The organism is Pseudovibrio sp. Alg231-02 (assembly GCF_900143565.1).
GTDB lineage: Bacteria > Pseudomonadota > Alphaproteobacteria > Rhizobiales > Stappiaceae > Pseudovibrio.
In genome coordinates this window covers 606,319-625,911 of the sequence record NZ_FREX01000002.1, presented here as the reverse complement: position 1 = coordinate 625,911, position 19,593 = coordinate 606,319, and the positions used below count along the sequence as shown (strand labels likewise).

Annotated in this window: 17 protein-coding genes and 1 tRNA gene; 9 read left to right on the top strand and 9 right to left on the bottom strand. The window is 51.3% G+C overall.

Annotated features, from left to right (window positions below):
- Positions 1-183: 183 nt before the first annotated feature.
- Positions 184-1,056: an alpha/beta fold hydrolase gene (locus DHN43_RS08375; protein ID WP_108818296.1), complete on the bottom strand. Its 873-nt coding sequence runs from the start codon at positions 1,054-1,056 to the stop codon at positions 184-186.
- A complete protein-coding gene (locus DHN43_RS08370; RefSeq protein ID WP_108818295.1) occupies positions 1,053-1,805 on the bottom strand; it encodes an alpha/beta fold hydrolase in 753 nt (250 codons plus the stop codon). The genes DHN43_RS08375 and DHN43_RS08370 overlap by 4 nt, the downstream gene beginning before the upstream one ends.
- A 290-nt stretch (positions 1,806-2,095) precedes the next feature.
- Here DHN43_RS08370 and DHN43_RS08365 point away from each other — a divergent pair, with 290 nt between their 5' ends.
- The 4 genes from DHN43_RS08365 (at position 2,096) to gpt (ending at position 5,042) form a co-directional block, all read left to right on the top strand.
- Positions 2,096-2,341 carry a zinc-finger domain-containing protein gene (locus tag DHN43_RS08365; RefSeq protein WP_108818452.1) on the top strand — a complete coding sequence of 82 codons (246 nt, stop codon included), beginning with the start codon at positions 2,096-2,098 and terminating at the stop codon, positions 2,339-2,341.
- Positions 2,342-2,439: 98 nt separating this feature from the next.
- A complete protein-coding gene (locus DHN43_RS08360) occupies positions 2,440-3,639 on the top strand; it encodes an FAD-dependent oxidoreductase (RefSeq protein WP_108818294.1) in 1,200 nt (399 codons plus the stop codon).
- Between the two features lie 148 nt (positions 3,640-3,787).
- Positions 3,788-4,528, top strand: a complete 741-nt coding sequence (locus tag DHN43_RS08355; protein WP_108818293.1) for a competence/damage-inducible protein A — start codon at positions 3,788-3,790, stop codon at positions 4,526-4,528.
- A 10-nt stretch (positions 4,529-4,538) separates the two neighbouring features.
- Positions 4,539-5,042, top strand: coding sequence for a xanthine phosphoribosyltransferase (gene gpt / locus DHN43_RS08350; RefSeq protein ID WP_057462537.1), 504 nt, complete (start codon positions 4,539-4,541; stop codon positions 5,040-5,042).
- A 673-nt stretch (positions 5,043-5,715) separates the two neighbouring features.
- Here gpt and DHN43_RS27025 read toward each other — a convergent pair.
- The 4 genes from DHN43_RS27025 to DHN43_RS08330 form a co-directional block, all read right to left on the bottom strand.
- Entirely contained in the window at positions 5,716-6,186 is a 471-nt protein-coding gene (locus tag DHN43_RS27025) for a hypothetical protein (protein WP_159096788.1), read from the bottom strand.
- Positions 6,187-6,225: 39 nt separating this feature from the next.
- Entirely contained in the window at positions 6,226-6,930 is a 705-nt protein-coding gene (gene sfsA, locus DHN43_RS08340) for a DNA/RNA nuclease SfsA (RefSeq protein WP_108818292.1), read from the bottom strand.
- Between the two features lie 85 nt (positions 6,931-7,015).
- On the bottom strand, positions 7,016-8,467 hold the full coding sequence (locus DHN43_RS08335) for a TrkH family potassium uptake protein (protein ID WP_063307918.1): 1,452 nt from the start codon (positions 8,465-8,467) through the stop codon (positions 7,016-7,018).
- Between the two features lie 234 nt (positions 8,468-8,701).
- A complete protein-coding gene (locus tag DHN43_RS08330; protein WP_082830723.1) occupies positions 8,702-10,117 on the bottom strand; it encodes a TrkH family potassium uptake protein in 1,416 nt (471 codons plus the stop codon).
- A 1,027-nt stretch (positions 10,118-11,144) separates the two neighbouring features.
- Between DHN43_RS08330 and DHN43_RS08325 the strand changes: the two genes are divergently transcribed.
- Entirely contained in the window at positions 11,145-12,662 is a 1,518-nt protein-coding gene (locus DHN43_RS08325) for a DUF3360 family protein (RefSeq protein WP_208980702.1), read from the top strand.
- A gap of 492 nt (positions 12,663-13,154) precedes the next feature.
- On the top strand, positions 13,155-14,933 hold the full coding sequence (locus tag DHN43_RS08320) for an OFA family MFS transporter (protein WP_108818291.1): 1,779 nt from the start codon (positions 13,155-13,157) through the stop codon (positions 14,931-14,933).
- A gap of 122 nt (positions 14,934-15,055) precedes the next feature.
- Here DHN43_RS08320 and DHN43_RS08315 read toward each other — a convergent pair whose 3' ends face one another.
- The gene (locus DHN43_RS08315) at positions 15,056-15,958 is read right to left on the bottom strand and encodes a LysR family transcriptional regulator (protein WP_108818290.1); all 903 of its coding nucleotides are present in this window, start codon (positions 15,956-15,958) and stop codon (positions 15,056-15,058) included.
- Between the two features lie 248 nt (positions 15,959-16,206).
- Here DHN43_RS08315 and DHN43_RS08310 point away from each other — a divergent pair, with 248 nt between their 5' ends.
- Complete coding sequence (locus DHN43_RS08310) at positions 16,207-16,950, top strand: L,D-transpeptidase family protein (RefSeq protein ID WP_108818289.1); 744 nt, start codon at positions 16,207-16,209, stop codon at positions 16,948-16,950.
- Between the two features lie 65 nt (positions 16,951-17,015).
- On the opposite strand, the gene DHN43_RS08305 is transcribed toward DHN43_RS08310, so the two are convergent.
- The gene (locus tag DHN43_RS08305) at positions 17,016-17,123 is read right to left on the bottom strand and encodes a YHYH domain-containing protein (RefSeq protein WP_244306683.1); all 108 of its coding nucleotides are present in this window, start codon (positions 17,121-17,123) and stop codon (positions 17,016-17,018) included.
- A 287-nt stretch (positions 17,124-17,410) separates the two neighbouring features.
- A tRNA-Leu gene (locus DHN43_RS08300) sits at positions 17,411-17,495 on the bottom strand.
- 378 nt (positions 17,496-17,873) lie between these two features.
- Between DHN43_RS08300 and map the strand changes: the two genes are divergently transcribed.
- Positions 17,874-18,719: a type I methionyl aminopeptidase gene (gene map, locus DHN43_RS08295; RefSeq protein ID WP_108818288.1), complete on the top strand. Its 846-nt coding sequence runs from the start codon at positions 17,874-17,876 to the stop codon at positions 18,717-18,719.
- A 22-nt stretch (positions 18,720-18,741) separates the two neighbouring features.
- Complete coding sequence (gene radC, locus DHN43_RS08290; protein ID WP_063292732.1) at positions 18,742-19,569, top strand: RadC family protein; 828 nt, start codon at positions 18,742-18,744, stop codon at positions 19,567-19,569.
- Positions 19,570-19,593: the final 24 nt, after the last annotated feature.

Below are 19,593 nucleotides of genomic sequence, written 5' to 3'. Positions count from 1 at the left end.
AGGACCTATTCAACCTTACATAGGTGCAGACTGTCTCGATCCAAGCCCCACCCACTCACTATGAATTATCCGCCTATAGTACATCACGCAGTATTGCCATTAGAGAAAGCGCGTACCAAACCTGCATAGGCAATTAGAAAGTGAACCTACATTTCCTTCAAAAACCAGAAACTGGTTCTAATTTTAAGCTGCCGCTTGGTACTCTTTTAAAAATGGCATGATCGCAGCAGTGAAAATATCATTCACATCGCCTGCCACCATATGACCAGCTTCTTTCACATCTGTGAATTGTGCATGGGGAACCAATGCGAGAAATTCATCTACATGGCTCTGCTTCACAAGTTCTGATGCCGCTCCACGAACAAGCATACTCGGCACTTTGAGATTAGCCGCTGCCGCCAACAGCTCACTCTGCACCTTGTCTTTCATATCAGCACGATCAGCGTGATGCGTGATAAAGCGAGGGTCCCAGTGCCAGCGATAGCGCCCATCTTCCCGTAAACGCAGGTTTTTCGAAAGGCCATCTAATGTCTTAGGGCGCTTTCGATGCGGAAGATAAGAGGCAATCATATCCGCCGCTTCTTCAACGCTGCCAAACCCGTCCTCGACCTTTTCAGCCATAAACGACAGGATCTTACTCACTCCGCCTTCATCTAGGCGCGGGGTCACGTCAACCAGAATAACGCCAGCCAGCACACCTGGGCGCAAAGCACCCTCAGCCAGAATAGACGCAAGACCACCTAATGAGGCACCGATCGCAATTGGCTTGAAACCGGTTTCCTCATAGATTTGCGTGGCAGCTGCAGCAACATCTGCACCGAAGTCAGAAAAGAAGTACTTCTCCCCTTCAACCCACGCACTGTCCCCGTGCCCACGCATATCAAGACAGAACGCCTGCATACCTGCATTGGCAATCATCTCAGCAGTCTTGCCCCACGAATGTCTCGTCTGCCCGCCACCATGCATCATCATCACCGGCTGACCTTTTGAGCCAAACCGGTCTGCAACAATGCGGTTGCCATCGGCTCCGATAAATTCGTGGGTGCCTCTATTCATGAAAATTGCTCCAAAAACTCTAATGTGCCTTTTTTGAAAATCTTGTCGCCAACAGCGGTCATATGGTCCCGGTTGGTAATCTCCAGATAACTGGCATTCGGCATAAGATCAGCAAGCGCCTTTGGATCACCGGCCACGTCATCATTTGTACCAACAGCAACAAGTGTCGGCGCCGTAACCTTAGAGACCATATCTTCAGAAATAGGCTTCCGGGCTGACTGCATACACGCAGCAAGCGCCCGCCGGTCTGATTTGGTCTGCTCGGCAAAGGCTCTGAAGGCACGACCCGTCCGGTCTTTCACATCAGAGATCTTGTCAGCCAACAACCCTTCAATGATTGGCTCTGGATTACCAACACCAGAAATCAAACCATACCCCATCCCGCCAAGGGACAGCGAGCGCACCCGGTCCGGTGCTTGCAGCGCACAAAACGCAGAAATGCGGGTGCCCATGGAATAGCCAAGCAAATCCGCTTTATCGATATAGAGATGATCCAGCAGTTTCAGCGCATCTTCAGCCATAACCGGAGCGCCATAATCCTCTGCATTGTAGTACTTGTAGCTTTCACCATGACCACGATTATCAATCGCAATCACACGGCGGCCATCCTTCACCAACAAATCAACCCAGCCGGGATACACCCAGTTGACGAACTTGTTGGATGCGAATCCGTGGATCAGCAGGATCGGATCGCCCTCCCCTTCATCAAGATAAGCGATAGGGTGATCATTATTATTGAATATTGGCATATTACCTAACGTTTACGTAAAGGAAAACTATGGGGTCATGGGAGGGTAAATGTAAGGGTGGAGAAAGAAAAGGCCAAAGAACTATCAATTTGGACTAGTCCATCAACTATTCACAGAGGCTGAGACAACACCAGTTCCGCGGTAAAACCTCGGTCCTAGGTGAAAAAACGCAGTACAGTTGTGGACCGCATCGATCTCGAGGCAATCAATCAGCGAGAAAAACTGTCTTTTTAACCAGAACCAATTTAATGTCGGCGGCAAATTTTTGTTCCATGGAGCTTGGCGAAAAAATGGCCGGTAAAGTCGTACCCCACTTTCACAACACCAATGGCGTTGACGCCATTAAAATCGGCGCCAAAGAATTTATGTGCATTGGCGCACGCCCCCCACAGGACCACCCACACGTATTCCTCGACATGGGTGCTGATGACAACATAATCTGCCCATACTGCTCAACGCTTTACCACTACGATGCTGCACTCGCTTCCGCAGAATCTAATCCAGCTGACTGCGCCTGGGCACCTGATGTGGCCTAACAACCTCATCATCTGATCGATAAAACGAATAAACCGTAATCACATTGCTTTGCCTGATCCCGATAACCTCAGGCAAAGCACGGCAGGCAAGCTGCGTAATGATACCAAAAAATATTGCTATCGCAGGAGCCGGGATCGCCGGACTTACAGCTGCGTTATACCTTGCCCGTAAGGGCCACAGTGTTTTCCTGTTCGACGCTGCCCCAGAGCTTTCCGAAGTCGGCGCTGGAATTCAGCTATCTCCCAATGCAATGAGATGCTTGCAGGCTCTTGGCTTAGGCCCTGCACTCATGTCCAGAGCCGTCTCTCCGGCCAGCGTCAATATACGCTCCGGTCAGGATGGCTCTCAACTTGCCACCGTTCCGCTTGGCCGCATTGCTGAAGACCGCTATGGCGCGCCATATTATGTGATCCACCGAGCAGATCTGCAACAGCTGTTATTGGAAGCTGTCCAGAACACACCGGAAGTCACTCTGCGGCTGGATACCAAGGTAGCATCCGCCGAAATCAACGGTGACACTATCACGCTCAAGGGAGCGGCTTTCTCAGAAGCTCTTGCAGGTATACCGGATCAGTTTGACTTGCTCATCGGCGCCGACGGTGTCCGTTCGAGCATTCGCCAGACCACATTGGGTGGCGCACCTGCCAAACACACCGGTTTCGTAGCCTACAGAGCAACAGCAGAACCACCCTTCAATCTGGAACCTCTCCTGAGCACCTCAGGCCTGTGGCTCGCTCGCGACGCTCATCTGGTCCAGTATCCAGTAAAGAATGGCAAGCTGCTCAACATCGTCGCCATCACGAAGGAAGACTGGGAAGAAGACAGCTGGTCCCATCCGGTTGGCAGTGATCATGTCCGCAAGCACTTTCGCAACTGGGCTCCAGAGGCCTTGCGTCTGGTCTACCTGCCGGAAACATGGACCCGTTGGTCATTGTGCGAGGTCGACACCCGCCCTGCATGGACCCAGGGCCCTGTGACACTTATTGGTGACGCCGCTCACGCGATCCTACCGTTTTCAGCTCAAGGCGCTGCAATGGCAATCGAAGATGCAGCAGTCCTGTCCAAAATGGTCGATAAACACGGCGCAACACCGCAGGCCCTGCAAGCCTATGAGACTGCTCGCCGTCCACGCATTGAGAAAATGAGCAAGCTCGTTAAGTGGAATGACTGGGTCTACCATATGGGCTTCCCTCTTCGTATTGCACGAGATCTCGTCATGCGGTCCAACACCCCAAGTCAGCTTCTTGATCGGTTTAACTGGATCTATGAATGGACGCCGGAAGACCATACCGACTAAAAACTGATACATGTTCCCGAAAAGTGGGTCCGGTTTTCGGGTAAGAATGCGCATAAGAATAAGCAGCTATAGCTTGGCGCGTGAATGCAGATGAACGCGACACGCTCTGGCCGTTAAAGCCACCCATATTTCAGGAATACAGAAAGCCATGACCAATAAGATCATCACAGCGGGATATGTCGTTATTGGCGATGAAATCCTGTCTGGCCGCACCAAAGATAAAAACATCGGCTTTCTGGCAAGCTATCTCACGGATATCGGCATCGACCTGTCTGAAGTGCGTGTCGTGCCTGACGTAGAAGAAAAGATCGTCGAAGCCGTCAACGCTCTACGCGCAGAATACACCTACGTGTTCACATCCGGCGGAATCGGCCCGACACATGATGACATCACAGCAGATGCCATCGCGAAAGCTTTCGGTGTCTCAATTGATCTGGACCCACGCGCTTACAAGCTTCTGGAAGATCACTACGGCGCTGAGAACTTTACCCCTGCCCGCAAGCGCATGGCCCGCCTGCCTGATGGCGCCGACCTGATTGAAAACAAGGTGTCCATCGCACCCGGCTTCAGAATGGAAAACGTGCACGTCATGGCAGGTGTACCGGCCATCATGCAATCCATGGTCGATGCCATCGCACCAACACTGGAAACCAGTCAAAAGATGCTGTCAGTGACTATTGAGGCCACTCTTCCTGAGAGTCGCATTGCCGCAGACCTAGGGGAAATCCAGAAAAACTTCCCCGAAACCTCAATTGGCTCCTATCCGCAGTCAAAAGATGGAGTATTTTCCACACAGGTTGTTGTGCGATCTAGGTCAAATGATGTACTGGAACAGGCCAGTGAAGCCGTCCGAGCAGCCGTAGAAGCTGCAAAGACAAAATTTCTTTGAAAGAAGACACATGGATAATCAGCAGCAATCCAAAGCATTCCCGGTCTCTTGGGACCAATTCCACCGCGATTGCCGTGCCCTCTCTTGGCGCCTCGCCGACAAAGGCGAATTTACAGCGATTGTAGCCATCACACGTGGTGGTCTTGTTCCAGCTGGCATTATTGCGCGCGAATTGGGTGTTCGCACCATCGAAACAGTTTGCATTGCATCTTACCACGACTATGACGATCAGGGCGAGTTGAAGGTCATCAAGCCAATCGACCCGAAAGTGGTCGGCTCTGAAGGCGGTGAAGGCATTCTCATCATCGACGATCTGGTCGACACCGGTAAGACTGCAAAAGTTGTTCGCGAAATGCTGCCAAAAGCACACTTTGCAACCGTCTACGCCAAGCCAATGGGTCGCGATCTGGCTGATACCATTGTGACTGAAGTTTCTCAGGATACCTGGGTGTACTTCCCATGGGATCTGGGCATGCAGTTCCAGCCGCCAATCTCTAAAGATACCGCAGGCTAATCAGCCCACCGGAATTCTGCATAAGAGTTTCAAAAGCCTCGGCCTCACCGCCGGGGCTTTTTCCGTTCATAAGCCGGTAATGATCCAACCTTCACGAATGCATTTTGGCAGCACGAGACGAAGCGATGAATAACATCGAACTAGCGGCTATCTTAGACAAACTTATCCCCCTTGCTCAAATGTGCCTCCATACTAACTTCATGCCCACGTGACGGGCAGCTGGCGGACCGTCCGTCAGCGTGTCGTGGGCTGGGTGGGGCTTTTGAGAGAGGTAACGCATCTTTCAAAGGTCCGGTGGAACCGATTTTCAGACGTGACTGCATGGTCTGAGAGGAAGGGCCCAAGCTTGAGGGGCATCACGCAGTGACATTTACTGGCCAGAGCAATAAATGTCAGGGACAGAGGACCTGTTTAGGCCGGGAAACTTGCCAAAGCAAAGCCGTTGTCTTTCCAGGAAACTGGCTATCGTGTCTTTCAGGATAAGAGGCGATGTTGTCCATATCAAAATGCCCGGGCAAGGTGCGTAGCCAATGCCAAAGACTCATTTCTAACAAGTAGCGCAGGCGTTGCCTGCCGCCTTGCTCATCCCGACTTCCGGGAACTTCAGTTCAACGCTGCATGGGGTGCCATGCGGTGCTTTCAGTGCTTGCACGCACTAATCTCGAGCGATTGCTTAGATCCAAGGAAAGCTTTTGATTGCTTTGAAGCTTGCTGCCCATGAAGGCCATCGATTACCGACAAATATTGAAACCTTCTGAGTGACCCAGAACACAAACATAAAAGCTGGAGAAAAAACAAGAACACCGAAAACACTGAACACGAACATGCCGACAAGAGACCTGACATGACTTGCAAAGTGCAAAGATAGGCCCTCCTGCCTAATTGCAGGATCATTTACTATGGTGAGCGCCCAAAACAACAACACAGCTAAAACAAAAGATCCGATCGAGCCTCTAAAGGCTCGCCACCAACCAACCGTCCCGCTACTGCCCCAAAATGAAAGGAATGGTATCGAGGCTAGAATAAATATAAAACCATACGCCCAAAGCCAGCTATCTTGGAGACCACTCATCCAAACGCAAAAGATAATGACCCATACGAAAATTGATACCAAAGCTGCGAAGCTTCTTGGATAAAATGACATATTCTCACCAGAAGTAATCGAACTCTATGAGCTACTCCCTCAACACCGCACCTCGATGACCCGATCAGCTATGATCTCATCAGTATCCAGCCGGCACCCAATCGCGTAGACTTCAACACCTGCCTTTACAGCTGCATCAAAAGCCTCACCATATTTCGGGTCAATATCACGTGCCAGAACAAGCGCATCGCAATCATCACGCTGGATCAGAAACACCATAGCAGAACGATGGCCTTCCCGGACCATATCAGCAAGCTCATCCAGATGCTTTGCCCCACGCACGGTAACAGCATCAGGAAACTCTGCGACACCATTTTCGCGGGCCAGCGTAACGTTCTTCACCTCAACATAGGTGCGCTTGTCGCCCTCACCTTCCAGCAGAATATCGATACGAGAGTTCTTGCCGTACTTCACTTCACGGCGCAGCTTCTCATAACCGACAAGCTCAGGAATACGCCCTGCTTCAATCGCCTCTTCGACCAGGCCATTCGGACGGCTGGTATTGATGCCCACCATCGCACCGTCAATCTCGAGCATTTCCCAGGAGTATTTCAACTTGCGCTTTGGATCATCATTAGGCGTCAGCCAGACCTTAATGCCCGGATCTTTCAAACCCATCATGGAGCCCGAGTTGGCGCAGTGCGCTGTGATTTCAGCACCGCCATCATCGAGGGCCACATCAGCCAGAAACCGTTTGTAACGCTTAATCAGCCGGCCAGTGACCAGCGGCACATCAAATCGCATAGCGACCTTCCAAATTATTCAGCGTATTCCCGAAAAGTGGCTCCGGTTTTCGGACAAGAATACGCGCCAAAATGAAGACTGAAGATTATTTGGACCAGAAATCAGGATCCAGAAGAATAAGAACCGTGAACAGTTCCAGACGCCCCAGCAACATCGCGGCGCACAAGATCCATTTCACCGGATCAGGCAGCGCCGCAAAGTTGCCAGATGGCCCGATCATGGTGCCAAGGCCCGGGCCAACGTTACCAACGGATGTCGCAGCCGCAGACACAGCAGTCACCAGATCCAGATGGAACAGAGAAAGGATCAGCGTCAGAATGCCAACAGTACCGATGTAGACCACAAGGAACGCAAGAACGGAGAACGTCAGTTCTGGTGTCAGGTGCGTGTTACCATAGCTCACAGAGATCACGCGGTTAGGCCGCACCATCCGCCGCATATGCGCAATCACGGTTCCGAAGAACACAAGAAACCGGAAGACCTTGATGCCGCCCGTTGTCGAGCCTGTACAGCCACCAACAAACTTGAGCAGAAACGCAAGTCCAATCACCGGAGCGCCCCAGGAGGTGTAATCCCCCATGGCGTAGCCAGTGCCCGTCACCACAGAAATCACGTTAAACGCAGACTGCAGGATCGCACTGCCAAAACTATCAGCATTGCCAGAAGTACCGAGATAAATCGTCAGAGCAAGAGAGATCAGACCAACCAGCCACAAAAATGCCCGTACCTGCGGATCACGCCAAAGCAACAACGGCTGCCCGCGCAACGCCTGAATGATAAGCACAAATGGCAGCGCTCCCACAATCATGAAGACGACCGCAATCCAGCCCGTCACCGGATTGGTAAAATACCCGAAGGAATTATCATGCGTGGAATAACCACCTGTCGCAATTGTCGTGAGACCATGGTTGAACGCATCAAACATCGTCATGCCAGAGAACCAGTAAAGCACGATGCAAAGGCTGGTCAGAAACAGGTACGTCAAACTGATCAGGCGGATCAACTCGATGGAACGGCTAACAATCTTCTCGCTCTGGTCGGAGCTTTCTGTCTGAAACAGCTGCATTCCACCAATGCGCAGGAACGGCAAAAGCACGATCGCCATAACGACGATCCCAACACCGCCCATCCATTGCATCAGCGAACGCCAAACAAGCAGCCCCGGCGGAAGTGAATCAAGACCCGTCAGCACAGTAGAGCCGGTGGTGGTGAATCCCGACACGGCCTCAAACGCAGCATCAACATACGCAATACCCAGCCACAAAAACGGCAGAGCCCCAAATGCAGGCAACGAGACCCAGCATAGAGTTGTCAGGATAAAGGTCTGGCGTGTGTCCAGCCCATCACGCAGCGCACCACCCATGGCCACGATTAGCAACATGCCAACCAGACCGGTAATTAACGATGAAATAATAAAGGCTTGCCAGTCAGCATTACGCGACACAACATCCACAAATGCAGGGACAAGCATGGCAGCAGCGAGGCCGACATAAAGGTACCCAAGCACACTTAAAACCGGTCGTATGGAAACCAACATCAATCCGCCGATATAAAATCCAATTTAACCCGCCCGCTAGTCACATGTTGTCCCTTAACGGACGAGATTGGAACGGTATGCTCTCAAACATTTATGAAGCATTGGTTTTAGGCCACTTAGTGATATCTGGCAATTGAATTAATCGGGCAACTACCTATTCACACAACAAGAATGAAACCGGATAGCCCAAACATGCTCAATGCACGGAATCCCTAGTCTTTCAGGGACGTAGCGTCAACGCCAGAATTGAGGATTAAACAGCACCAGCACCGTAAAGAGTTCCAATCTCCCCAGCAACATTGCCGCAGAAAGTACAATTTTCGCACTGTTGGGGATGTCAGCAAAGTTTCCAACGGGGCCAACCACATCACCAAGTCCCGGACCGACATTAGAAACCGCAGTCGTAGCTGCACTCATAGCCGTCACCAGATCCAGTCCCAGTCCACCAAGAATGACGGTAATCAACCCCACAGTGGCCATATAGACCACTAAAAACGCAAGAACCGAGAACGCCAGTTCAGGCGTGATCTTTGTATCGCCATACCGGACAGGAACCACCTGATCAGGCCGGATCATCTTATTCATGTACGCACGAACAGTGCCAAAGAACACGATAAACCGGAAAATCTTGATGCCACCACTGGTCGAACCTGTACAGCCACCAATAAACGTCAGCATCAGGAAGAAGCCCATCATCGGCGGGCCCCACGCCGTGTAATCACCAAGTCCATAGCCCGTTGTGGTGATGATTGAAATCACCACAAACAGCGCTTCAACCACGGCACGGCCAAACGTGAACTTATTTTCAATGCCAAGATACAGAGCAGTCAAACTGGAGAGGACAATGATAACAAAAATAAAGACTCGTGCCTGAGGATCCTGCAGAAGTGCTTTCGGATTCTTGGTCAAGGATTTGATTAACACAACAAACGGCAGTCCTGAGGCCAGCATAAAGACCACAGCCACCCATTCCGCAGCAGTGCTCTCAAAATATGCAAAGGACGCATCGTGAGTAGAAAAACCGCCAGAGGATAACGTCGTCATTGCATGGTTCACCGCATCAAACAACGTCATGCCAGAAAACACATAAAGGATTGTGCAGGTCAGCGTCAGCATGATGTAGACGCCACCAATCAGGCGCGTCAGATCAGTCGCACGGGCAACAATCTTCTCTCCGCGGTCAGAACTTTCTGTCCGAAACAGCTGCATCCCGCCAATACGCAGCAAAGGCATGAGCAAGATCGCCATAACGATGATGCCAACACCGCCGATCCACTGGGTCAAGGAACGCCAGAACAACAAACCAGGAGGCATACCATCCAGACCAATCAGGACCGTGGATCCAGTTGTCGTAAACCCCGAGACGCTCTCAAAAAAAGCGTTCTCAAAGCCGATCCCAAGGCTGAGAAAGGGCAGAGCGCCGCAGACTGGCATCACAATCCACGATGCTGTGGTCAGCAAAAACGCCTGTCGAATGGTGAGATGCTCAAGTTTGTAATTGGCCGTAGAAACAGCAAGCAGCAGGCCAAGTAAGCCAACAAACAGAGAAGAGAGTGCAAATGCAATCCAGTCTGGATTGCTGAAGTAAATGTCCAGCAATGCAGGTGCCAGCATCAAAATAGCCAGCCCAACCAGAAAATATCCAAGCACCCGTAATACGGGACCCACCAGTGCCATAATATCTCTCATTTCAAGATGGGCTTCGCCTCGGGCGAGCGCACCAACACGCTTTAATCTCAAATCCTACAGAAACTCGGTTAAACTTCTCAGCAAACAGACACAACAAATCGGTTCGATGATTTTTGAGGTTACTGGGAAGTGAAAATTTGAAGGCTCATAACGAGCCCGTAGATAAGTCCGACAGGATGGATCGCCTATCTACGCCAAAAGTAGGGGGCAGCCAAGTTTTTTCTTATCCGGAATGCTCTCACCCCGGCAAAGTGCATAGCCATCGAGGTACAATTTTACCGGGCGTGGAGCCAACTTGGTGTCAGCAAAGTCCAATTTAAACTCGGAAAAACACTTGTATTACAAGTTCCCACAGCGCTGCGACAATACTACCTATAAGTCATTCTACCGCGACAGGATGTAATCTTCAGATCACGTTTTTCATTAGCCTTAACACCCGCTCAAAGTGAATTAATTTCACTATACTGTTGTTTTAAATAAGATATTGCAGCCTGAAATTTCACAGCACCTAAAAACAAGGCAATTCAACAAAATCAATTAGATAGCTCATATTGTCGCAGTTTTTCGTCTTATAGATTTCATCAATGACGCGATAGACTCATACGATTTTATTTAAGCTGCATCCTTCTGCAAGTTCTCGCTGAACACCGTAAGCTTCCCTACGTCATTTCAGGTAGGGGCCTTTCGGAACTGAAGAACAGGGGAAGGGTATTCATGGTCTGAATTTGTGGTTTGCACGGTCTCTTGAAAAGACCCTGGAACCCGGAAGGAAAGGTACAGCGAGTTTGAAGCCGCTGACGCAGTTGCACTTTAACACCTCCCATTAAGCTGCAACTCAAAACCCGAAAATCCTGACGGTTCCAACTCCTCCCAGCAAACCAGAAATCAAGGCCATGACGTGAGATGCCTTCATCAGCTTCGCTCACAAAGCAAGCACCGTGAAGCCACACTCTCCTTTCCTCCGTCAGTTTTATGGAGAATGGCTGTTATGCTTCAGCAGACAGACAAACACGAAGAATCCTATAGCGAGGCACACAAGCCTGCGAGCGAGTTCGAACAACGGTCTGATTATCTGGACCACGAACTCCAGATCATGAAACCACGCCGTTGGGGTCTCAACCTGCCGGGCCGCGACTTCCGTTTTGAAATGGAAGATTTTGTTCCCGCAATTGCAGGCACAATCGGCATCTCCGTGATGTACTCTGCGGTTATGACAGCATGGGCAACCGGCCTCACAGCAAAATGGCCACACGTCAATCTTGGTGCTGAGTGGATCATTGAGGTAGTCCGCGTTGAGATGCTCATCCCGGCCCTGCTCTTCTGCATCATCGGCTCTGGTTTCCTCAACCCACGTGCAAACCTTGCAGGCAACCACGGTCCAATGATCCCACTCATTGGCTCCATCGCTCTTGCAGGCGCGCACCCTCTGGCACTGGCAGCACTCGTCTGTGCCTTCGGCCTCCTCCTCAGTTACTTTAAAGGCGGCTCTCGTTTGGTGAACCTAACCAGTCAGGGTGTTGCTGGCGGTTTGCTCGTGTTCCTTGGCTTCATGGGGGCAAAGGGGCAAATCACATCCCTCTTCAGCTGGGCTGGCGGCCTGCAGGCGAAGCATGACCTTGCTTACAGCCTCTCTTACGTCGCTCTGGCGATCTTTGCCGTCAACATCGTGCTCTACGCCTTCCTCGCAAAGGTCGGTAAGCGTTGGCTCGCAATTCCAGCTTGCTCCGTCATCGCGGTTGTTCTGGCGCTCGCACTCGGCGCAGGTGTTGACCTTCAGTTCACCACAGCTCCTGGCCTGCCAAACATGAACCCATGGTACTGGTGGGGATCTACCGAGACCGGCTGGCAGCTTGGCATCCCTAGCTTCAACCACTTCGTTGCATCTCTGCCTTGGGCAATTCTGGCAGTCGCAATGTGGTCACCGGACTTCCTCGGTCACCGGATCTTCCAGGAACTCAACTACCCTAAGAACACAGATAAAGTTCTGATGGACGTTGATGACACCATGACCTGCTGCTCCCTGCGTCAGTTCACCGGCACATTCTTCGGCGGTGGTAACATCACCTCCTCCTGGGGCACCTACATGATCCCGGCAGCAATCGCGAAGCGTCCTATCCCTGCAGGCGCAATCCTGCTCGGCGCACTATGCATCGTTATCGCAACCATCGGCTACCCAATGGACGTAGCAGTATGGCAGCCAGTGATGTCCTGTGCTCTTCTGGTTGGTGTGTTCCTTCCACTTCTGGAAGCAGGCCTGCAGATGGTGAAATCCAGCAACGACACCAACTCCGCTGGTATCTGTATCTTCGCAGCAATCGTAACCAACCCAGTTCTGGCATGGGCAATCACCATGTTCCTCGACAACAATGGTCTCATTGGCGACAAGGAACGCGCAGAACGTCTGAGCTTTGCAGACCGCATCATCATCCCAGCAGGTGCAGTGATCATCTGTACTCTGGCAATGGCTGCAGTTGGCATGCTCCCAGGTATTCCAGCTCTCCTGTAAGCTGAACCAAACCAAATCTTAAAAGCGCATCGCCCAGCGGTGCGCTTTTTTCGTTTCCTTAGGCACTGCGACAATACGCACCTGCGTAAAACCTGGCGTCAGTAACGCACAGTACGGATGACAACCTCACCTTCATCTGGCATATTCATAGGCACCAAGCAGCCCTACTCCTCTGATATTTCAAAATAAATCAGAGCGTGCAAAATTTTTCACCGCACCACTTTCTGCTTTCGGCTTTGCTCTATCCTCCACAAACTCACACTGTAATAGATTACATCTATAACGTGATAGACTCTGGCGATTTCAACTAACCATGTGTTAGATGCAGACTCAACGTATGGATGCAGGCTTCCTCCCTCTCGCCTGCCTCCTAGGCGCATTCCCGAAATGGGGCTCGATTTTCGGAAAACAGGATGTAGTCGCAACAAAAGATCAAGGCGGTTTGCCGGGCGAGACAATGCAAACTGCTTTGATTGCTCTAGGGGTTTGCTGATGTTTAAAATACCAAGCTTTATGCTGAAAGACGCGATCGTAGCCAAGCCGGGCTTCAATCGTTGGCTCGTTCCACCGGCTTCCATTGCAATTCACCTGTGCATCGGTTCTGCCTATGCATGGAGTATCTACAATCCAGCACTTGTCAGAGAAATCGGCGGCATAGCACCAGCAGCTGAAGATTGGTCTCTCAGCTCTGTGGTCTGGATCTTCTCAGTCGCAATTCTATTTCTTGGCCTGTCTGCCGCTGTTGCAGGCAAATGGCTTGAGAAAGTTGGCCCACGCTGCGTTGGCACTACAGCCGCCTTCTGCTGGGGTGGTGGTTATATCATCGGCTCAATTGGCATCATGACCCACCAGCTCTGGCTACTGTATCTGGGGTATGGCGTCATCGGCGGCTGTGGCTTGGGCCTTGGGTATGTTTCACCCGTCTCCACCCTGATCCGCTGGTATCCTGACCGCCGCGGTCTGGCAACCGGCATGGCCATCATGGGCTTTGGCGGCGGCGCAATCATCGCAGTTCCGCTGAAAAGCTGGCTTCTGGGCCTCTATGCCAAAGCACCTGACTATCTCGGCCCTCTCGCAGACGTACAAACAACCGTAGAAAACGGTGTACGCTACGTGCAGGTTGCAGGCCAGAAGCTGGAAGCCATTGTCGTCAGTGCATCACAAGCAGAAGCAGCCTTTGACGGTGCCCAAGCAGGCGTATATCTCGCTGGCACAGGCAACACTGGCGCAGCATCTACCTTCCTCACATTGGGTATTGTCTACTTCTTCGTGATGATCCTCGCTTCCTTCGCCTACCGCATTCCTGCACCAGGCTGGAAACCGGAAGGTTGGGAGCCACCACAGGAAGACCCTGCAAAACAAGGTCTTATCACTCGCAACCATGTGCATATTGATACAGCACTGCGGACACCACAGTTTTACCAGCTTTGGATCGTGCTCTGCTTTAACGTGACAGCTGGGATTGGCGTGATCTCCGTTTCCAAAACCATGATCTATGAGATCTTCGGCAACGGCATGCCAACCATCGTAGACGGAGCCTTCACCGCAACCTACGTTTTGATGATCTCCGTCTTCAACGCTATGGGTCGCCTCGGTTGGTCTACTCTTTCTGACTATATTGGCCGCAAGAACACCTACACCGTCTTCTTCGTGCTGGGCTCTTTCCTATACCTCTCCATTCCGCTCATCGCAGCTGAAGCAGGTGCTAGCCCCTCCGTGATGTGGCTGGTGATGTTCTACGCAGCCACCATGACCATCTTCACCATGTATGGCGGTGGCTTCGCTACAATCCCCGCCTATCTGGCAGATATCTTCGGCACAAAGTTCGTCGGCGGTATCCATGGTCGCCTGCTCACCGCATGGTCTGCAGCAGGTGTAGCTGGTCCGTTCCTCATCACATTCCTGCGCGAACGGTCTGTAAACACCAAAATCCATGAGCTTGCAGAAAAGGTTGATCCAGCCGTATTCCTCCAGACTTTCGGTGAAGGCAAAGAGAAACTGGCCGAGCTCATCGCAGCAAAGTCCATCTCTGTCTCAAGACTGATGGAAGTGGCTCCGGAAGGTACAGTTGATCCAACTCCGAGCCTCTACAACACCACAATGTATGTGATGGCTGGTTTGCTCGTCGCGGCACTCGTCTCCAACCTTCTCATGAAGCCAGTCCACCCCAAGTATCACATGGCTGAGGACGCACTGGGCGAAGGGGAAGCAGTAACAACAAAACCGGAGGCATCTGGCAAACAAACATCTGCACCAATGCCAGCTGAATAAAACGCAAACCCAAACAACTAAGCCCGCGATCATCGCGGGCTTTTTTTATGAGCAGCTCTAGAGCGAATTCTTGTCGTGTGAATGTAAATGAACACAACGGGCTCTAAAGCAATGCTACTTTGCTAATCAGCCTGCTCTGGTATCAGCGGCTTCTTATACTGAGCGGCGCAATCTGCCAGGGATGTGATAATCGCAGGCTCCAACTCACGCTTTGTCATCACCATACCAATGCTGTGCGAAACAACTGGCTTAATCAGGGGTACGGAAACAATCCCTGCCCCAAGCGACAAAGCAGAAAACTCCGGCAAGATCGCGCAATACCCCGCACGGATAAACCCGCCAAGCGATGGGATCGTTTCAGCCTCTATCTCAGGGTCCAACTCAACACCTAAAAACCGTAGCGTGCTGTCTACCATCAACCGATTTTGCAGGTTCGGCGAAAGCGCCACCATCGCCCCGGCATTCACAGCTGTCTCCCATTCCACTGCGTCGACCCCTTGCAGGCGATGCCCTGCTGGCATGAATAGACGATAGTCTTCCTCATACAGCGTGAAACTGCTGTGTTTCTTTGCATCGCTGAATTGAGTGTATGTAATGCCCGCATCGATCTGATAATCCTCAAGAGCCTTATGGATTTCATCATGGCTCATCAGTTGGATCGTCGCATGTGCATGCGGATGGCTCTTCTTCAAATCCAGAACAAGGGAGGCTGTCGCAACATCGGCAGACGGAATAACGCCAATATTGACCTTGCCGAACACCTCAGCACTTTTACCCGCAACCTCGTTTCGCAAACTGTTGCAGTCCGCAAGCACCTTCTTCGCCCAAACGAGAATGCGCTCACCTTCTGCCGTCAGTCCATGAAACTTCTTGCCGCGCTCAATAATGGGAACGCCCAGCTCAATCTCCAACTGACGAATTCGGCCTGACAACGTTGGCTGCGTCACATTACAAGCCGCAGCGGCACGCGTAAAATGCCGCTCTTGAGCCAGAGTAACGAGGTATTGTAACTGCCGAATATCCAAGGAAGATCACCCTTCACACAACGCTTGATAGAAACGCTCTATAGCACAATAGAGCAATCAGATCAGGATGGGCCCGGACACTAGCATCTGTTTTCTCAAAGAAAAGCAAAACAAATGCGCTGCGTACTTACGCCACAGGAATATCAGAGTGACCTTTTCACAGAGTTTCCAGTGCGAACCATGACTTGGCCACATTGCCTCTCTTATCTGCCACTCTCAGTTTCCAGTGATTTGCAATCGGACCTTCCATGGCAAAAATCATTTCACGTCCACTCCTTTGGGCAGTCGGCACAGCCTTTTTCGTAATGCTGGCAGTCTTCGCCACTTACTTACTCTTGCCCTATGATCTGCCCGGCTCCGCAAACCTCACAAAAGTTAAAGATGAGCGCCTGCCAGCCCTGCGCGCGGACCTGACCTTCAAAGGAATGACCTTGGGAAACCCCGTTTTCTTGCGTGTCTTTAAAGAAGAAAGCCGGCTGGAAGCATGGATCCGGTCTGGCAAAACCTATCAGCCCTACAAGTCATGGGAGATTTGCAAATACTCTGGTGATCTGGGGCCAAAGCTGAATGAAGGCGACGGTCAGTCTCCTGAGGGCTTTTACAATGTGTCAGCTAGACAATTGAACCCGAACAGCAGATATCACCTCTCCTTCAATCTCGGTTTCCCGAACGCCTTTGATCAGTCACTGGACCGCACAGGCTCTTACTTGATGGTCCACGGTAACTGCCTCTCCATCGGCTGCTACGCCATGACCAACCAGCATATCGAGGAAATCTATCTGCTCGTGGAAGCTGCCCTTCAGAACGGACAAGGCGCAGTCCCAGTTCATATCTTCCCCTTTGAGATGACAGAGGAAAACCTCAGCAAGCACGCCAACTCAAGCTGGCTGAACTTCTGGCGCAACCTCAAACAGGGCTACGACCTCTTCGAAGAAAACCGCATACCACCAGCAGTCTCGGCAGAAGGAAAACGTTACAGATTTGATGTTTAACCTACACCCTGAAAGCAGGTAGCTAGAGCAATGCTCCAACTACCCTCATTGATTACTCATCAAGCCTAGTGGCAGTGATAGGTCCCACGTTTGCGATCATTATGGCATCCATCACTATTCGTCCCACCGCTATGCGCCGCAGCTACCCCAACTCCTAAAGATACTGCAAACATTGCTAGGAATACACCAGCAAGAACTTTCCGCATTTTCCGCTCCATTAGTTCTCTTACGACAATGCGGAAATTACATTTTTCTTAAAATCAGCATATTCGGTAAAACAACAACATGCAGAGAACAGGTGAAAATATATAACTCATTGCATTGCCGAATCTTCTTTTGAGGACAACACAAGCAAATTGCTTCGAACCGCACTGAAAAACCATCACGCATTCTTGGCGAAAAAACTGTGCAACAGTCTCACTATTGCAAGTTTACAATATAATTTTTTGGGAGAGTAATTTGGTGCGGACGGCGGGACTCGAACCCGCAAGCCCAGGGGCGGCAGATTTTAAGTCTGCTGTGTATACCAATTCCACCACGACCGCTTGCAGGCACTTGAGTACACGAGCAAACCACTTTCGTGCAAGTGCCTCTTTTCCGTTATCCAAGAAGTTCCTATGGCTTATCCCGGATTAAGCCCCTCAAAAAATCGATAGAATCCCAACAGGAACCACGGAATATAACGGGCTTCATAAAATGCGTGCGCAGTTAAGGATCTGACCTTCTTTTTTCGCTACACCTTTCAAAAATACCCGATATAAGTGGGGAAACACCAGATTACTCCCTAGAATGCCCCTAAAAAAATAGGAGAAGCTTCTACGGAGAAGCAGGGCTTGCGAGCAAGCATAACGGCATTTTACAGTTCCTCATGATGTAATCTGCGTTCGTCCCTGCGCGAAACGGAACAAGGAAAAAACGGGAAAATGATTGACTACGTAGACGCTGCCAACGCGCCCCTGAAAAATACCGGCCAGATCAAGATCTACAGCCAGGAAGATTTTGAAGGTATGCGCAAAGCAAGCCAGATGACTGCACAGTGCCTCGACGCACTTGTGCCGCTGGTGCAACCAGGCGTCACAACGCAGGAAATTGATGACTTCGTTTTCAAGTTTGGCAAGGAGCGCGGCGGCGTTCCGGCAACACTGAATTATCGTGGCTTCAGCAAATCCTGCTGTACCTCCATCAACCGCGTCATCTGCCACGGCATCCCTGACTCGAAGAAGAAGCTGAAAGAAGGCGACATCGTCAACATCGACGTCACCTACATCGTTGATGGCTGGCACGGCGACAGCTCCCGCATGTATCCCGTTGGCAAACTCAAGCCAGCAGCCAAGCGCCTGATTGAAGTCACCCACGAATCTCTGATGCGTGCTTTGGAAGCTGCTAAGCCGGGCAACACCACAGGTGATATTGGCCATGCGATCCAGGAATACGTAGAATCAGAGCGCTGTTCCGTTGTCCGCGATTTCTGCGGTCACGGCGTAGGCAAACTGTTCCACGACATGCCGAACATTTTGCACTACGGCCAGAAAGGTTCTGGCATCGAGCTCAAGCCGGGCATGATTTTCACAATTGAACCAATGGTAAATCTGGGACGACCAGATGTGAAAGTGCTGAAGGACGGCTGGACGGCTGAAACCAAAGACAAATCCCTGTCTGCTCAGTTTGAGCATTCCATCGGCATCACCTCAACAGGGTGCGATATCTTCACAACATCACCAGCAGGCCTGTTCAACCCAATGGAACCGGAAGCCGGAGCCGCTGCTTAGCCGCACCAAGTAAGGAGGGGGAATGAAACAAACCAGTTTCGGGTTTCATGAGGTAACTCCCTCTCCTCAGGAGCAGGCACCCACCGTGCCTGCACTCCAGAGCCATATCCCTCTGGACGAACCGGCAACTCTCCCGGTTCCGCCCTCTGCTAAACAGAGTAAATCCCCTAAGCCAGCCGCCAAACACTATCACGGTCATCGTGCACGCTTGCGCGAACGGTTTGAGGAAACAGGCCTGGACGGCCTCCAATCCTACGAGTTGCTGGAGATGCTCCTCTTCTCCTCCATCAAACAGGGCGACACCAAACCACTGGCAAAAGCGCTGCTGGCTCAGTTCGGCTCCTTCGCGCAAGTTCTTGCAGCTCCAAAACAACGGCTGGAAGAGGTTCCCGGTTGTGGGCCACGCACAGCAAGTTTTATCAAAGAAATGCAGGCCGCATCCATTCTCTACGCTAAAGCACAGGTTGTAGAGCGCGACCCCCTCTCCTCCTGGAGCAAAGTTCTGGAATACGTTCGCGCAGCTATGGCGCACAACGACAAAGAAGAATTCCGCATCCTGTTTCTGGACAAAAAGAACCGCCTCATCGCAGATGAAGTCCAGCAAACCGGAACAGTTGACCACACGCCCGTTTATCCGCGCGAAGTTACAAAACGAGCATTGGAGTTATCAGCCTGCGCGGTCATTCTGGTCCACAACCACCCTTCAGGCGACCCAACACCATCCCGACAAGACATTGAAATGACGACGAAAATCTCAAACACACTGGAACCACTAGGGATAGTGCTGCACGATCACATCATCATAGCCGGCTCAGGTCACGTCAGTTTCAGAGGCCTTCAACTCATCTAAGCTATCCCCAGCAGCAGAACTCCA

Coding starts and splice junctions, on each gene's coding strand:
- DHN43_RS08325 (WP_208980702.1), top strand. CDS start 11,145: ATGCTTCAGCAGACAGACAAACACGAAGAATCCTATAGCGAGGCACAC.
- DHN43_RS08360 (WP_108818294.1), top strand. CDS start 2,440: ATGATACCAAAAAATATTGCTATCGCAGGAGCCGGGATCGCCGGACTT.
- map (WP_108818288.1), top strand. CDS start 17,874: ATGATTGACTACGTAGACGCTGCCAACGCGCCCCTGAAAAATACCGGC.
- DHN43_RS08320 (WP_108818291.1), top strand. CDS start 13,155: ATGTTTAAAATACCAAGCTTTATGCTGAAAGACGCGATCGTAGCCAAG.
- gpt (WP_057462537.1), top strand. CDS start 4,539: ATGGATAATCAGCAGCAATCCAAAGCATTCCCGGTCTCTTGGGACCAA.
- DHN43_RS08365 (WP_108818452.1), top strand. CDS start 2,096: ATGGCCGGTAAAGTCGTACCCCACTTTCACAACACCAATGGCGTTGAC.
- radC (WP_063292732.1), top strand. CDS start 18,742: ATGAAACAAACCAGTTTCGGGTTTCATGAGGTAACTCCCTCTCCTCAG.
- sfsA (WP_108818292.1), bottom strand. CDS start 6,930: ATGCGATTTGATGTGCCGCTGGTCACTGGCCGGCTGATTAAGCGTTAC.
- DHN43_RS08370 (WP_108818295.1), bottom strand. CDS start 1,805: ATGCCAATATTCAATAATAATGATCACCCTATCGCTTATCTTGATGAA.
- DHN43_RS08310 (WP_108818289.1), top strand. CDS start 16,207: ATGGCAAAAATCATTTCACGTCCACTCCTTTGGGCAGTCGGCACAGCC.
- DHN43_RS08335 (WP_063307918.1), bottom strand. CDS start 8,467: ATGTTGGTTTCCATACGACCGGTTTTAAGTGTGCTTGGGTACCTTTAT.
- DHN43_RS08305 (WP_244306683.1), bottom strand. CDS start 17,123: ATGTTTGCAGTATCTTTAGGAGTTGGGGTAGCTGCGGCGCATAGCGGT.
- DHN43_RS27025 (WP_159096788.1), bottom strand. CDS start 6,186: ATGTCATTTTATCCAAGAAGCTTCGCAGCTTTGGTATCAATTTTCGTA.
- DHN43_RS08375 (WP_108818296.1), bottom strand. CDS start 1,056: ATGAATAGAGGCACCCACGAATTTATCGGAGCCGATGGCAACCGCATT.
- DHN43_RS08355 (WP_108818293.1), top strand. CDS start 3,788: ATGACCAATAAGATCATCACAGCGGGATATGTCGTTATTGGCGATGAA.